Below are 13,850 nucleotides of genomic sequence, written 5' to 3' on the forward strand. Positions count from 1 at the left end.
GAGGCCGGCGCGCACCGAGAGCGTCACCAGCGCGTACGGGCGGGGGCTCAGCCCGCGTCGACGTACAGGCAGAAGGGGTGGCCGTCGGGGTCCAGCATCACCCTGACGTCGTCCTGCGGCTGGTGGGCCGCAAGCGTCGCCCCGGCGGCCTCGGCGTGGGCCACGGCCGCAGCCAGGTCCCGGGCGCCTACGTCGAGGTGGGACATCATCCGCTGTTCGCCGGGACGGCCCGGCCACACCGGCCGGTGGTAGTCGTCCTCCCGCTGGAACGCGAGGTTGGCCCTCGCGCCCGGGACGGGGATCGTGCACCACTGCGGGGTGTCGGTGTCGAGCGGCCAGCCCAGCAGCTCCCGGTAGAACCGGGCGAGTGCCTGCGGGTCCGGGCTGTCGAGCACGGTGCCGAGCCACCCGGTGAGGTGGGGGCGGGGTGCGGGCGTGCGGCCGTCGGTCACGGCATACCTCCTCGGTCGGGGCCCACCACCGTCTCAGGAGCCGCCGACACGCGCCCGTCGCGCGGAGAGGCGGATCCGCACCGTCGCCGCCAACACCAGCACCAGCAGCCCGCTGACCACGCCGAAGCCGAGCTGGGGCACGAGCGGCAGCGCGATCCCGATGCCGCCGCCGATGACCCAGGCGATCTGCAGCACCGTCTCGGACCAGGCGAAGACCCGTGTGCGCACCGACTCCTCGATGTCGCGCTGCACCACCGCGTCGCTGCTGAGCTTGATGAGCTGCGCGGTGAGACCGGCGCACAGGCCGAGGGCGAGCAGGGTGCCGAGGGAGTAGAAGACCGCGGCGGCCAGGGCGGCGAGGACCTCGGCGATGAGCGCCACCGCGACGATGACGTCCGGCCGGTGGCTGCGCAGCGCGTTCCCGACGACCGTGCCCAGGGCGTTGCCGGCTCCCGCGGCGCCCACGACGAGGCCGAGCACGACGGTCCCGTTGTGGCCGGGGATGGGGTGCTCGCGCATGAGGAAGGCCATGAACAGGGTGAGGAAACCCGTGAGCAGCCGTGCACCGATGGCGCTGCACACGGCAGCGAGAACCGTCGGGGGGAGGGCGGCGACCCGGGCCCGGATCCGAGACAGGAAGCCGGCGCGCTGCTCGTGGGTGGCCGTGCGCGGCAGGTGCAGGGGCACCGTGTCGGCGATGTCGTGCTCGCCGGCGCTGGAGTCGACACGGGCAGGCAGCCGGATCGCCTGGATGGTCGCCACGACGTAGATGAGGAACGCCAGCCGCAGCGACCACTGCGGCCCGATCCGGGCGGCAGCGCCCGCCAGGCCGCCACCGATCGCCATCCCAGCCACGCCGGCCAGGGCGCTGCGGGAGTTGGCGTTGACGAGGCTGAAGCCGGCCGGGAGCAGGCGGGGCACGGCAGCCGCCCGCGTGACGCCGTAGGCCTTGGACGCCACGAGGCACCCCAGCGCCGCCGGGAAGAGCCAGGCCGAGTGGTCGGCGACCGCGCCGGCGAGCACCCAGCACAGAAACGCGCGCAGGGCCAGGGTGGTCCCGATGGCCCAGCGGCGGCCGTGGCGGAAGCGGTCGAGCAGCGGCCCGATGAACGGCGCCAGGAGGGCGAACGGCGCCATCGTCAGCGCGAGGAACTGCGCGACCTGGCCGCGGGCCTCGTCGGTCGGGATCGCGAAGATCGTGCCGGCGAGGGAGACGGTGAGCGCGGCGTCGCCCATGAGGTTGACGAAGTGCAGCTCGATGAGCCGGGCCAGCCCGGTCTCGCCGGCGCCCGCGGACGCGGTGTAGGCGCGTGCCCGCTGGGCCCCGGCACGGCCACCCCGCCCGGCCAGCCGCGCACCGGCAACCGTTCCCCGGCCGATGGCGCGACCGGTCCGCACCGCCCGGTGGCGGAACGATCCGGCACCCCTCCGGGAACCCTCGGAGGCCGGGGAGCCGGCCCCACCGCTCCCGCCGGCCTGCGCCCGGGAGCCGTCCCCGCCACGGTGCTCGCGGGAGCCGGCGCCACCCCGGTGGTTCCGGGGTCCGGGGGGCTGCTGACCGGTCGCGCCGGGCCCGTCGGTCATGTCGAGGGGCTCCCGCCGGGCAGGGCGAAGAGGTCGTCGTCGAGGGGCTCGACCAGGCCGTCGGCCACGAGCGAGTCCAGGCAGCGCTCTCGCTGGACCACGTCGTCCGACAGCGCCTCGAGAGTGGACCGGTGGACGGGTTCGGTGCTGTGCCGCAGGGCGGCGAGCAGCCTGCCGCGCAGCTGCCGGTCGGTGCCGTGCCAGGACTGCCCGCGCCGCGCCGGGCCGGCGTGGGGTGGGTGGCCTGCGAGTCGCCAGGCGCACACGTCCACGAGCGGGCACTGGTCGCACCTGGCCGTCCGGGCGGTGCAGACGAGGGCGCCGAGCTCCATCACGGCCACACTCCAGGTGCGCGCCTCCCGAGGGGCGACGGGCACGAGCGACTCGGCGCGGGTCATCTCGGCCCGCGTTGGTGAGGTGGCGGGGTACTCAATGCCCTCCACGGCCCGCGCGAGCACCCGGCGGACGTTGGTGTCGACCACGGTGGTGCGCTCCCCGAACGCGAAGGTCGCGACCGCAGCGGCCGTGTAGGTCCCCACCCCCGGCAGGGTCAGCAGCTCGGCCTCAGTGCCCGGCACGGCGCCGTCGAAGCGCGAGACCATGGCCGTCGCCGCGGCGTGCAGTCGCAGGGCCCGTCGGGGGTAGCCCAGCCGGCCCCACGCCCGCACCGCCTCGCCAGGGGCCTCGGCGGCGAGGTCCGCCGGCGTGGGCCACCGCTGCACCCACTCCTGCCAGACGGGCAGGACGCGCACCACCGGGGTCTGCTGGAGCATGACCTCCGAGACGAAGATCCCCCACGGGGTGGCGTCGTCACGGCGCCAGGGCAGGTCTCGGGTGGCGGAGGCGTACCAGGGCAGGACCCGCTCGTGCAGCAGCTCAGGGGCGTGCAGCAGCTCAGGGGCGTGCAGCAGCCCGGGAGCCGCCGAACGGGTCACACGTAGCGTTCGAGGATGCTCGACTCGGCGAGGCGCGACAGGCCCTCGCGGACGGCCCGGGCGCGGCCCTCGCCGACGCCCTCGACGTCCATGAGCTCCTCGAGGTTGGCGGCGAGCAGCTTCTGCAGGCTCCCGAAGTGGTCGACGAGGCGGTCGACGATGGCACCGGGCAGGCGCGGCACCTTGCTGAGCAGGCGGTACCCGCACGGGCTGACGGCGGAGTCGAGGGCGTCGCCGCCGATGGTGAACCCGACCGCCTTGGCGCCGGCGGACAGGTCGAGCAGCTCGGTGGAGGTGAGCGCCTCGAGGGCCTCCATGGCCTGGTCGAGGGTTAGCTCGGCGCGCGCCTCGGGCAGGTAGTCGCGGATCACGAGCTCGCGGTCGTTGCCGAGGCCGCCGGTGAGCTCCTCGAGCTGGAGCGTGAGCAGGCGGCCGTCGACCCCGAGCTCGACGACGTAGCCGGAGATCTCGTCGCGGATCCGGCGCACCATCTCCAGGCGCTGCAGGACGCTGGCGACGTCGCGCACGGTGACGAGGTCCTCGATCTCGAGGGCCGACAGCGTGCCGGTGACCTCGTCGAGCCGGGCCTTGTACCGCTCGAGCGTCTGCAGGGCCTGGTTGGCGCGCGACAGGATGGCGCTGGAGTCCTCGAGCACGTGCCGGCGCCCGTCGACGTAGAGCGCGACGATCCGCATCGACTGGCTCACCGAGATCACGGGGTACCCGGTCTGCTTGGCCACGCGCTCGGCGGTGCGGTGCCGGGTGCCGGACTCGCTCGTCTCGATCGAGGGGTCGGGGACGAGCTGGGTGGCGGCGCGCAGGATCCGCGACGCCTCGCGGTCCAGGACGATGCCGCCGTCCATCTTGGCGAGCTCGCGCAGCCGCGTCGCCGAGAACTCGACGTCGAGCGGGAAGCCGCCGGTCGACAGGCTCTCGACCACGCGGTCGTGGCCCAGCACGATCAGGGCGCCGGTGCGCCCACGCAGGATCCGCTCGAGGCCGTCCCGCAGCTCGGTGCCGGGTGCCACGGCGGCGAGGGTGGCGCGCAGCGCATCGTCCTCGCGAAGTTCCACTCTCAGGGCCCCTTGTGTTTCTGCCGGTCGGTCTGGCGGGAGTCTAACCGGGTGGGGACTGCAGTGCGGAGCGCACCGCGGAGCGGATGTCGGGGCACTCCACGACGGTCATCCCCTCGGGCGCCGGGCCGTTGCCCGCCGTGCCGGCCGGCACGTACGCCGTCCGGAACCCCAGGCGCGCCGCCTCGGCCAGCCGGCGCGGTATGCCGGTGACCGGGCGCAGCTCCCCGGCGAGCCCGAGCTCGCCGAACGCGACCGCATCCGGCGGCAGCGGCTGGTCCTTCACCGCGCTCGCCATCGCCAGCGCGACGGCCAGGTCCGACGCGGGCTCGGTGAGCCGGACGCCACCCACGGTCGACAGGTAGACGTCGCTGCCGCCGATCGGGGCGCCGGCGCGCTTGGCGATGACCGCCACGATCATCGACACCCGGGCGGAGTCCAGGCCGCTGGTGGCCCGTCGCGGCGTGGGGATCTCCGACTTCGCCACGAGCGCCTGGACCTCGGTCATGAGCGGTCGCCGGCCCTCGAGGGTGACCGTGACGCAGGTGCCGGGCACGGAGAGCGTGTTGCGCGACAGGAAGAGGCCGCTGGGGTCGGAGAGCCCGACGATCCCCACGTCGGAGAGGTCGAAGCACCCGACCTCGTCGGTGGGGCCGTAGCGGTTCTTCACCGCACGCACGAGGCGCAGCCGGGAGTGCCGGTCGCCCTCGAACTGCACGACGACGTCGACCAGGTGCTCGAGCACCCGCGGACCTGCGATGGAGCCGTCCTTGGTGACATGGCCGACGAGCAGGGTGGCGATGCCGCGGGCCTTGGCCACCGCGATGAGCGATGCCGTCACCTCGCGGACCTGGCTGACGTTGCCGGCGGCACCCTCGACCTCGCCGCTCGCGATGGTCTGGACCGAGTCGACGACGAGCAGGTCGGGCTGCACCGCCTCGACCTGCCCCAGCACGGTGGCGAGGTCGGTCTCGGAGGCGAGGAAGAGCGTCGAGGCCATCGCCTCGATCCGCTCGGCGCGCATGCGCACCTGCGCGGCCGACTCCTCACCGGTGACGTAGAGGACGGTCCGGCCCGTCTCCTGCCGGGCGGCGCGGGCCGCGACGTCGAGCAGGAGGGTGGACTTGCCGATGCCGGGCTCGCCGGCCACGAGGACCACGGCGCCGGGGACGAGTCCGCCACCGAGGACCCGGTCGAACTCGCCGACCCCGGTGGGGCGCGCCTCGGCCCTGCGCACGTCGACCTGGCCGATGGGCAGGGCAGGGCGGTCCACGCGGGCGACCGGGGTGGTGCGGGCGCTGACGGCCCCGACCTCGGTGACGCTGCCCCACGCCTGGCACTCACCGCAGCGGCCGACCCACTTGACCGTGGTCCAGCCGCACTCGGAGCAGCGGTAGCCGCTCGAGGTCCTCGTCTTCGCCGCCATGTCCCAGAACCTACGGGGCGGCGCCGACAGCGCCTCGCAGGCACTCCCCGTGCAGCGGGTCGGGTCGCACGGCCGACACCTGGTCGGGTGGCGGCACGATCCCGGTCCGGACCGGTCACTCCTCCTGCGGCACCACGGGCCAGCACACGACCGTGCGCGTCTGCTCCGGTGGCGTGCCCGGCGGGCTCCAGTACTCCTCCCACATGATCCCGTCCTCGACCAGCCGGCGGCCGTGCGCGAGTGCGCCGGCGCGAAGGGCGTCGTACGCCTTGGCCAGCTCGTCGTACGGCCCCACGTGGGTGGTGGTCGCGATGTCGCAGCTGGGCAGCTGGCACTGCTCCACGCCGTCCCCGGGCCGGACCTCGCCGTCGACGACGAAGCCGGACGCGACGTCGAACGTCTCCGGTCCCGTGGTGTAGCAGGACACCGCGGGACCGGTCACGGGCGTCCCGGTCCTGGCGAGGTGCTCGGCGACCCTGTCGAACGCCTCACCGGCCTTGGCGCCGATCTCCTCGGCCCGGGCCTGGTAGCAGACGACCGCGACGCGGCGACCGCTCTCGCGGGTGAACGTGACGTCGTACACGGCGACCTCCCTCCGTCCACCCCAACGCTAGGCACGCGTTGCGTGGGGAGGCAGGGACCATCGACCCGGCTCCGCCGACGCTCCGCCGACGACCCGGCTCAGCCGCGCTCGACGAGCTCCTTCATGCCGTCGAGCATGCCCTGCCAGCTCTGGGAGAACTGCTCGGCCTGCTCCTCGTCGGTGCAGCCGTCCTGGGTGAGCGTGACGACCGTCCCGGTGTCGGACTGCGCCAGCTCGTAGTGGACCGTGTGGTAGTTCTCCGGCCGGTCCTCCTGGCCCATGAGCGGGCTGTAGTGCGTGACCTCGAGCAACCAGCCCGGGTCGGCGCGCAGCACCTCGCCCTTGTCCTGGTAGGGCTTGCCGTCCATCTCGCCCGACCAGGTGATCGGGCTGCCGACCTGCCAGTCGGTCTCGACCCGACTGCCCATCATGTACTGCGCGACCTGGTCGGGGTCGGTCAGTGCCTCCCACACCCGCTGCCTGTCGGCGGCGACCTCGGTCTGCGCCCTGGCGATGGAACCCGTCATGAGAACCTCCGTTGGTTTGCGGTGCCCCACATCCTGCGCCGGTCTCAGAAGCGGCGCCACCACAGGTTGACGGCGTAGTCGACCGACGTCCCCCCGTGCTCGGCGAGGATCCCCTCTGCGGCGGTCTCGGGGAACTCGATCCGCACGACCGCCTCGAAGTCCTCGCGGCTGTCGTGCTCCCACGTGATCGTCAACGGGTGGCGCTGCCACCCCTGGCGGGTCCAGAACCGCTGCACCGCAAGGGCGTCGTAACCCGGGTAGGCGCGGGCGAACCAGCGCCCGAACGTCGAGCGCGTGGCGTCGTTGTCGATGACGTATGCCGTGCCGCCGGGCCGCAGGACCCGCGCCACCTCGTCGAGGCCGGGCTCGCAGCCGGCGCCGAAGAAGTACGCCCAGCGCGCGTGGACGATGTCGACGCTGTCGTCAGGGAGGGGCAGGGCCTGTGCCACGCCCTCCTCGACGCGCACCCCCGGCATACCGGAAACCCGTTGGCGCGCAATGGAGACGAGGGGAGGGTGGGGCTCCACGCCGACCACGGAGGCGCACCCGAGGGCGAGGAAGCGCGGCAGGTGGTAGCCGCTGCCGCAGCCGACGTCGAGCAGGTCGGAACCCTCGAACGGGTGGTGCTCGGCCATCGCGGCCTCGACGAGACCGGAACGGTCGACGCCGCGGTTCTCCAGCTCGTAGACGTCCGGGCTGTCCCAGATGTTCGGGCTGCGGGTGGGCTCGTGCTGCTCGGTCACCGGCGGTTGCGGGCGGCTTCCTGGGCGGCAAGCGTCGCCGGGTGGACGAGGAGCGGCAACATCTTGCGGGAGTAGGCGTTCCGCGCCGCCTTCACGCTCGCGAGATGCGCCTCGCAGCGCAGCTCCAGCTCGGCATACGCGGCGTCGCCCATGAGCTCGACCAGCTCGCCCTTGTTGCTGCGGAAGACCGGCTCGCGGCCGACGTGCGCCTCGGGATTGCCCGAGCAGTACCAGTCGAGGTCGTGCCCGCCGGGCCCCCAGCCGCGACGGTCGTACTCGGTGATCGTGACCTCCTGCCACGACGAGCCGTCCGGCAGCTCGACGGTGCGGTAGGTGCGGCGGATCGGCAGCTGCCAGCACACGTCGGGCTTGACGGTGTGCGGCTGCTTGCCGGTGAGGACGGCGTGCTGGTGCAGGGCGCAGCCGGCGCCGGCCGGGAAGCCGGGCCGGTTGAGGAAGATGCAGGCGCCGTCGACGACCTTGGTCTTGAGCGCGCCGTCCTCGAGCTCGGTCCACGCGCCCTGCTTGGTCGAGCCGGGGTGGTGCTGCCACTCGTCCTCGCCGAGCTCCTTGGCCACCTTCTTGACCCGCTTGACGTCGTCCTCGTCGGTGAAGTGGGCGCCGAGCGTGCAGCAGCCGTCGTCCGGCCGGTCGGCGTAGATCCCCTGGCACCCGCTGCCGAAGATGCAGGTCCAGCTCGAGGTGAGCCAGGTCAGGTCGCAGCGGAAGCGCTGGTTGCCGTCGGCGGGGTCGGGGAACTCCACCCAGATCCGGGCGGTGTCGAGGGGGGTCTCAGCCACCCGCTCACCCTACGTCGCGCCCTTGTCCCGCCTGCGGATCCGGCCGACTGCCGGACTGTCGCACCCGCCGGGCCACCACGGCGGTCAGCGCCAGGAGGATGACAGCGGCCACGACCCAGTTGGGCCGGGTGAGGTCGGCGACGAGGTCCGCGACGGCGAACGGGCGGCGCGGGTCGGGGTCGGCGGGGTCGCCCGGGCTGCCGGCCATGTCGGCCCCGAGCGCCCCGACCACCGCTGCGGGGACGGCCAGGAACAGCAACCCGAACCGGCAGCGCGACAGCAGGCCGATGGCGCCCAGCAGCAGCACCGGCACCATCGCGGTGAGCAGGACGGCCCCGGACTCCGCGTAGCGGTCACGCGACGGGATGTCGCCGAAGAAGGGAGCCGTGTTGATGCCGGCCGCGAAGACGTCCCACGCGAGCAGCAGCCACCCGAGGAGCACCAGTGCGGCGGTCCGGGGCCAGACCCGGGCGGGCGCGTCGGCCGGCCGGGCGGGGTCGTCGGTCGTGGTGCCTGCTGCGGAGGGCATCCCCCATCATGACCACCGTCCGGCCGTTCCCGCCTGGGCACGGCCACCCGGGACTACGGTCGGTCCATGCGCCTCGGAGTGGTCGACGTCGGGTCCAACACCGTGCACCTGCTCGTGGTCGACGCCCACCGCGGTGCCCAGCCGCTGCCGGCGACCTCGCACAAGATCGAGCTGCGGCTGTCCGAGCACGTCACCGACGACGGCCACATCGCCGACTCGGGGGAGGAGGCGCTCGCGCGGTTCGTCCGCGACTGCCTCGGCGTGGCCGAGGACCAGGGCGTGGAGGAGGTGATGGCCTTCGCCACCAGCGCGATCCGCGAGGCACCGAACGGCGAGCAGGTGCTCGAGCGCGTGCGCGCCGACACCGGGATCGACCTGCAGGTGCTGTCGGGCGAGGACGAGGCGCGGCTGACCTTCCTGGCCGCACGCCGCTGGTTCGGCTGGTCGAGCGGCACCCTCGCGGTCGTCGACATCGGCGGCGGCTCGCTCGAGCTCGCGGCCGGGATGGACGAGGACCCGGACGCCGCGGTCAGCCTGCCGCTCGGGGCCGGCCGGCTGACGCGGGACCTCCTGCGGGGCGACCCGCCCCCGCCCGACGCGGTGCGCGAGGCGCGCCGGGCGATCCGCCAGCGGCTCGCCGCGGCGGTGCGCCCGATCAGCAAGGTGGGTCCCGTCGACCGCGCGGTCGGCACCTCCAAGACCATGCGCTCGCTGGCGCGGATCGCCGGCGCCGCCCCCAGCAGCGAGGGCCCGTACGCGCCCCGCTGGCTCGCGCGCGAGGACGTCACCGACATCGTCGGCCGGGTCGCCACCATGACGGCCGCCCAGCGGGCCCAGCTGCCCGGCGTGTCGAGGGAGCGCTCGCGCCAGCTGCTCGCCGGGGCGCTCGTCGCCGAGGCGGCCATGGACCTGCTCGACCTCGAGCGGCTCGACATCTGCCCGTGGGCCCTGCGCGAGGGCGTCCTGCTCGACCGCCTCGACGCGATGCGCTGACGCGGTCGCCCGGCGTCCCTCGGACCGGTCGTCCCCGCTGGGCTCGGTCCGGTCGCCCGGCGCCCCCGGGCCGGTGCGGGACGCCCTCGGTACGCTCGTGGCCATGGCCGGAGCGGTGTCGATCCCAGGTGCCACCGTGGCCCTGTCGACTGCGTCGGTCTACCCGGAGTCCTGCGCCTCGGCGTTCGCGACCGCCGCCCGGCTCGGCTACGACGGGGTCGAGGTCATGGTGTGGACCGACCCCGTCTCGCAGGAGGCCGGCGCCCTCGCGGCGCTCTCCGAGCTGCACGGCATACCGGTCGTGTCGGTGCACGCGCCCACGCTCCTGCTCACGCAGCGGGTGTGGAGCACCGACCCGTGGACCAAGGTGGACCGGTCGATCGAGCTGGCCAGGGACCTCGGGGCGTCGACCGTCGTCCTGCACCCGCCCTTCCGGTGGCAGAAGGAGTACGCCCGCGACTTCGTCGAGGGCATCGCGCTGCGCGAGCACGAGAGCGGGGTCGCCCTGGCGGTCGAGAACATGTTCCCGTGGCGCGCCCGCCAGCGGGAGTTCGAGGCGTACCTGCCGCACTGGGACCCGGTCCCGCAGGCCTACGACAACGTCACCCTGGACCTGTCGCACACCGCGACCGCCGGGTCCGACGCGATGGCGATGGCGGCGGCGCTCGGGCCGCGGCTGCGGCACGTGCACCTCGCCGACGGGCTCGGGTCGCCCAAGGACGAGCACCTGGTCCCCGGTCGCGGCGGCCAGCCGTGCGCCGAGTTCCTCGAGCTGCTGGCGGCCCGCGGGTTCAGCGGCTCGGTCGTCGTCGAGGTCGGCACCCGCCGCGTGACGCCCGAGCAGCGCGACATCGACCTGGCCGAGGCGCTCGCCTTCGCCCGGCTGCACCTGGCGACCGCGACGCCGGCGCAGTCCCCGGTGGGCCGGCGGTGAGCCCCCGCGGCCGTCGCCCGGGCGGCGCGGACACGCGGGCCGGAATCGTCAGCGCGGCACGGGCCGAGTTCGCGGAGAACGGGTACGACGCCACGTCCCTGCGCGCCGTGGCCCGTCGCGCCGAGGTCGACCCCGCCCTCGTCCACCACTACTTCGGCGGCAAGCCGCAGCTCTTCGCAGCGGTCATGGACGTGCCGGCGGACCCTGCGGCCCTGGTCGACCGCATCGTCGCCGGGCCCCGCGAGCAGGTCGGCGAGTCGCTGGTGCGCACCTTCCTCGCGTTGTGGGACTCGCCGGAGGGCCGGCCGCGGTTCCAGGCGCTGATCCGGGCCGCCGTCAGCCACGACGACGCGACCCGGATGCTGCGCGAGTTCCTCACCCGGGAGATCTTCGGCCGGGTGACCGCAGCGATGGCGGCCGACGGGGATTCCGCGGCCGACCTCGAGCTGCGGGCCGGCCTCGCCGCCTCGCAGATGATCGGCGTCGCGATGATGCGCTACGTCGTGGAGTTCCCGGCCGTGGTCGCCGCCAGCCACGACGAGCTGGTGGCCCAGGTCGGGCCGACGCTCCAGCGGTACCTCGCGCCCTGAGCCGGCCGTCCCCTCACGGGGGCCCACCCCCACGGCGGCCCCGTCACGCAGCTGGGGCCGGTCGCCGGTCGAGGGGTCAGGACATGCCGACGACGGGTCGCCGCCACCGGCATGTCCTGACCCCTCGACGCGGGATCCCGTCCCGATGAAGGTCTTGTCGGCGGTCGGTGCCGGGGTTATATTCAGCGCATGATGAAAAATGTCATCGAGATCGACCACCTCCGGGTGGTGCGAGGGGGTCGCACGGTCCTGCCCGACCTGTCGGCGCGCATCCCCGCTGGGCAGGTCGTGGGGCTGCTCGGCCCCAGCGGGAGCGGCAAGTCGACGCTGATCCGCGCCATCGTGGGGGTGCAGGTGGTCGAGGCGGGGGACGTGCGCGTCCTCGGGGAGGCCGCCGGGTCGCCGTCCCTGCGCCGCCGGGTCGCGTACGTGACCCAGTCGCCGAGCGTGTACGACGACCTCACGGTGCGGGCCAACGTCCGCTACTTCGCCGACGTGCTGGGCGCGGACCGCGCCACCGTCGAGTCCGCCATCGAGTCGGTGGACCTCATGAGCCACGCCGACGTGCTCGTGGGCCGCCTCAGCGGCGGCCAGCGCTCGCGGGTGTCGCTCGCCGCGGCCCTCGTCGACGACCCGGAGCTGCTCGTCCTCGACGAGCCCACGGTGGGTCTCGACCCCGTGCTCCGCCGCGACCTGTGGAACCTCTTCAAACGCCTTGCGGCACAAGGGCGTTCGCTCCTCGTCTCGAGCCACGTGATGGACGAGGCGTCGCGCTGCGACCGGCTGCTGCTGCTGCGCGAGGGCGAGGTGCTCGCCGACGCGACCCTCGAGGAGCTGCTCCGGCGCACCGGGGCCAGCGACGCCGAGGGCGCGTTCCTCGCCCTCATCGACCGAGCCCGGGAGGAAGCCCGATGAACGCCCGCCGCACCGCCGTCACCGCCGGCCGCGTCCTGGCCCAGCTGCGGGCCGACCACCGCACGATCGCCCTGATGCTCGTCGTGCCCCTCGTGCTGATGGGACTGCTCGCGTGGGTCTTCAGCGGCACCCCGGTCTTCGACGCCATCGGTGCCGCCCTGCTCGGGGTGTTCCCGTTCGTCGTCATGTTCATCGTGACCAGCGTGGCCACCCTCCGCGAGCGCACCTCCGGGACCCTGGAGCGGCTGCTCACGACCCCGATGGGCAAGGGCGACTTCATGCTCGGCTACGCCGTCGCCTTCGGCCTCATGGCGGTCGTCCAGGCGCTGGTCACGACCGCGTTCGCCGTGTGGGTCTGCGGGCTCGACGTGGCCGGCTCGCTGTGGCTGCTGGTCGTCGTGGCCGTGCTCGACGCCGTGCTGGGGACCGCGCTCGGCCTGCTGGCCAGCGGGTTCGCGCGCACGGAGTTCCAGGCGGTCCAGTTCATGCCGGCGTTCGTGCTCCCGCAGTTCCTGCTGTGCGGCCTGCTCGTGGCGCGCGACCGGCTCCCCGACGTCCTGCGGTGGGTCTCGGACGTCCTCCCGCTGTCGTATGCCGTGGACGCGATGAAGTCGGTGACGACCAGTGCCGCGGCGGGCGGGGACGTGGCCTCCGACGCGGGGATCATCGTGCTGTGGGTCGCCGTCGCCCTCGTCCTCGGCAGCCTCACCCTGCGCCGGCGGACCGCCTGACGCCCGCGGTCGTGGCGGGGGCCGGCCACCGTTAGCCTTGTCCGCGGCCCCCGCCGCGAAAGGATCCCCGTGGACGCCAGTGACCTGCTCCGGAACAGCCTGCTCCAGTTCTCCAAGAGCGATGCCGTGCGGCGCACCATCGAGAAGGCGCCGGTCAGCCGCCAGGTCGTGCACCGGTTCATCCCCGGCGAGGGCACGGCCGACGTCGTGCGGGCGACCGCCGAGCTGCGGACGACCAACCGGCTCGCGACGATCGACTACCTCGGCGAGGACACCACCGACCTCACCCAGGCCATCCGCACGCGCGACGCCTACCTCGAGCTGCTGCGGGCCCTCGCGGAGGCCGACCTGTCGCAGCACGGCATGGGCGAGGTCAGCCTGAAGCTGTCGGCCCTCGGCCAGTACCTCCCCGGGGACGGCGACAAGATCGCCCTCGAGCACGCCCGCGAGATCTGCGAGGCCGCCTCCGCCGCGGGCACCACCGTGACCCTCGACATGGAGGACCACACCACCACCGACGCCACGCTGGAGACACTGCGCGAGCTGCGCAAGGACTTCCCGTGGGTCGGTGCGGTCATCCAGTCCTACCTGCGCCGCAGCGAGGGCGACTGCCGCGACCTCGCCCACGAGGGCAGCCGCGTCCGCCTCTGCAAGGGCGCCTACAAGGAGCCGGAGTCCGTGGCGTACCAGTCGGGCGCCGAGGTGGACCAGAGCTACGTGCGCTGCCTCAAGGTCCTCATGGCCGGCGATGGGTACCCGATGGTGGCCAGCCACGACCCGCGCCTCATCGAGATCGCTGGCGCGCTCGCCGCGCACCACGACCGCGAGGCCACGAGCTTCGAGTACCAGATGCTCTACGGCATCCGGCCCGAGGAGCAGAAGCGGATCGCCGACCGCGGCGACCAGATGCGCGTCTACCTCCCGTACGGCGAGGAGTGGTACGGCTACCTCATGCGCCGCATGGCCGAGCGCCCCGCCAACACGGCGTTCTTCCTGCGCGGTCTCGTCACCAGGAACTGACGGGCGCGGCCGGGC

General features: G+C 73.9%; 16 protein-coding genes. 6 read left to right on the top strand and 10 right to left on the bottom strand.

Annotated elements, in window-relative coordinates; translation table 11 throughout:
* Positions 1-47: 47 nt before the first annotated feature.
* The 10 genes from J2X64_RS10550 to J2X64_RS10595 all read right to left on the bottom strand — a co-directional run bounded on the left by J2X64_RS10550 (position 48) and on the right by J2X64_RS10595 (position 8,652).
* On the bottom strand, positions 48-452 hold the full coding sequence (locus tag J2X64_RS10550; protein WP_310153616.1) for a VOC family protein: 405 nt from the start codon (positions 450-452) through the stop codon (positions 48-50).
* 33 nt (positions 453-485) lie between these two features.
* Positions 486-1,850: an MFS transporter gene (locus J2X64_RS10555; protein ID WP_310153617.1), complete on the bottom strand. Its 1,365-nt coding sequence runs from the start codon at positions 1,848-1,850 to the stop codon at positions 486-488.
* A 182-nt stretch (positions 1,851-2,032) separates the two neighbouring features.
* Positions 2,033-2,971, bottom strand: coding sequence for an A/G-specific adenine glycosylase (locus tag J2X64_RS10560; protein WP_397444042.1), 939 nt, complete (start codon positions 2,969-2,971; stop codon positions 2,033-2,035).
* Positions 2,968-4,044 (bottom strand): DNA integrity scanning diadenylate cyclase DisA, encoded by a 1,077-nt coding sequence (gene disA, locus J2X64_RS10565; RefSeq protein ID WP_310153619.1) that lies wholly within the window; start codon positions 4,042-4,044, stop codon positions 2,968-2,970. Before disA ends, J2X64_RS10560 begins: the two co-directional genes overlap by 4 nt.
* 43 nt (positions 4,045-4,087) lie before the next feature.
* Positions 4,088-5,470 carry a DNA repair protein RadA gene (gene radA, locus J2X64_RS10570; RefSeq protein WP_310153622.1) on the bottom strand — a complete coding sequence of 461 codons (1,383 nt, stop codon included), beginning with the start codon at positions 5,468-5,470 and terminating at the stop codon, positions 4,088-4,090.
* A gap of 115 nt (positions 5,471-5,585) precedes the next feature.
* Positions 5,586-6,053 (bottom strand): GyrI-like domain-containing protein, encoded by a 468-nt coding sequence (locus J2X64_RS10575; RefSeq protein WP_310153625.1) that lies wholly within the window; start codon positions 6,051-6,053, stop codon positions 5,586-5,588.
* 98 nt (positions 6,054-6,151) lie between these two features.
* Positions 6,152-6,580, bottom strand: a complete 429-nt coding sequence (locus J2X64_RS10580) for an SRPBCC domain-containing protein (protein ID WP_310153626.1) — start codon at positions 6,578-6,580, stop codon at positions 6,152-6,154.
* A gap of 44 nt (positions 6,581-6,624) precedes the next feature.
* On the bottom strand, positions 6,625-7,323 hold the full coding sequence (locus J2X64_RS10585; RefSeq protein ID WP_310153629.1) for a methyltransferase domain-containing protein: 699 nt from the start codon (positions 7,321-7,323) through the stop codon (positions 6,625-6,627).
* A complete protein-coding gene (locus J2X64_RS10590) occupies positions 7,320-8,123 on the bottom strand; it encodes a hypothetical protein (protein WP_310153631.1) in 804 nt (267 codons plus the stop codon). Before J2X64_RS10590 ends, J2X64_RS10585 begins: the two co-directional genes overlap by 4 nt.
* Positions 8,124-8,127: 4 nt before the next feature.
* Positions 8,128-8,652: a hypothetical protein gene (locus J2X64_RS10595; protein WP_310153634.1), complete on the bottom strand. Its 525-nt coding sequence runs from the start codon at positions 8,650-8,652 to the stop codon at positions 8,128-8,130.
* Positions 8,653-8,718: 66 nt separating this feature from the next.
* On the opposite strand from J2X64_RS10595, the gene J2X64_RS10600 reads away from it, so the two are divergent.
* The 6 genes from J2X64_RS10600 to J2X64_RS10625 all read left to right on the top strand — a co-directional run bounded on the left by J2X64_RS10600 (position 8,719) and on the right by J2X64_RS10625 (position 13,835).
* Positions 8,719-9,645 (top strand): Ppx/GppA phosphatase family protein, encoded by a 927-nt coding sequence (locus tag J2X64_RS10600; protein WP_310153638.1) that lies wholly within the window; start codon positions 8,719-8,721, stop codon positions 9,643-9,645.
* 103 nt (positions 9,646-9,748) lie between these two features.
* Positions 9,749-10,579 carry a sugar phosphate isomerase/epimerase gene (locus J2X64_RS10605; RefSeq protein WP_310153642.1) on the top strand — a complete coding sequence of 277 codons (831 nt, stop codon included), beginning with the start codon at positions 9,749-9,751 and terminating at the stop codon, positions 10,577-10,579.
* Positions 10,576-11,169 carry a TetR family transcriptional regulator gene (locus tag J2X64_RS10610; RefSeq protein WP_310153645.1) on the top strand — a complete coding sequence of 198 codons (594 nt, stop codon included), beginning with the start codon at positions 10,576-10,578 and terminating at the stop codon, positions 11,167-11,169. The genes J2X64_RS10605 and J2X64_RS10610 overlap by 4 nt, the downstream gene beginning before the upstream one ends.
* Positions 11,170-11,358: 189 nt before the next feature.
* The gene (locus J2X64_RS10615; RefSeq protein WP_310153648.1) at positions 11,359-12,084 is read left to right on the top strand and encodes an ABC transporter ATP-binding protein; all 726 of its coding nucleotides are present in this window, start codon (positions 11,359-11,361) and stop codon (positions 12,082-12,084) included.
* Complete coding sequence (locus J2X64_RS10620) at positions 12,081-12,815, top strand: ABC transporter permease (RefSeq protein WP_310153650.1); 735 nt, start codon at positions 12,081-12,083, stop codon at positions 12,813-12,815. The genes J2X64_RS10615 and J2X64_RS10620 overlap by 4 nt, the downstream gene beginning before the upstream one ends.
* Positions 12,816-12,884: 69 nt before the next feature.
* Positions 12,885-13,835, top strand: a complete 951-nt coding sequence (locus tag J2X64_RS10625) for a proline dehydrogenase family protein (protein ID WP_310153653.1) — start codon at positions 12,885-12,887, stop codon at positions 13,833-13,835.
* Positions 13,836-13,850 lie beyond the last annotated feature (15 nt).

Origin of the sequence: Phycicoccus sp. 3266, from assembly GCF_031456495.1 — a bacterium.
In the GTDB taxonomy this organism is placed as follows: Bacteria; Actinomycetota; Actinomycetes; order Actinomycetales; family Dermatophilaceae; genus Pedococcus.

Bases quoted from the DNA above. Each gene is read 5' to 3' on its own strand.
- J2X64_RS10605 (WP_310153642.1), top strand. From the start codon at position 9,749: ATGGCCGGAGCGGTGTCGATCCCAGGTGCCACCGTGGCCCTGTCGACT.
- J2X64_RS10595 (WP_310153634.1), bottom strand. From the start codon at position 8,652: ATGCCCTCCGCAGCAGGCACCACGACCGACGACCCCGCCCGGCCGGCC.
- J2X64_RS10600 (WP_310153638.1), top strand. From the start codon at position 8,719: ATGCGCCTCGGAGTGGTCGACGTCGGGTCCAACACCGTGCACCTGCTC.
- J2X64_RS10615 (WP_310153648.1), top strand. From the start codon at position 11,359: ATGATGAAAAATGTCATCGAGATCGACCACCTCCGGGTGGTGCGAGGG.
- radA (WP_310153622.1), bottom strand. From the start codon at position 5,470: ATGGCGGCGAAGACGAGGACCTCGAGCGGCTACCGCTGCTCCGAGTGC.
- J2X64_RS10580 (WP_310153626.1), bottom strand. From the start codon at position 6,580: ATGACGGGTTCCATCGCCAGGGCGCAGACCGAGGTCGCCGCCGACAGG.
- J2X64_RS10620 (WP_310153650.1), top strand. From the start codon at position 12,081: ATGAACGCCCGCCGCACCGCCGTCACCGCCGGCCGCGTCCTGGCCCAG.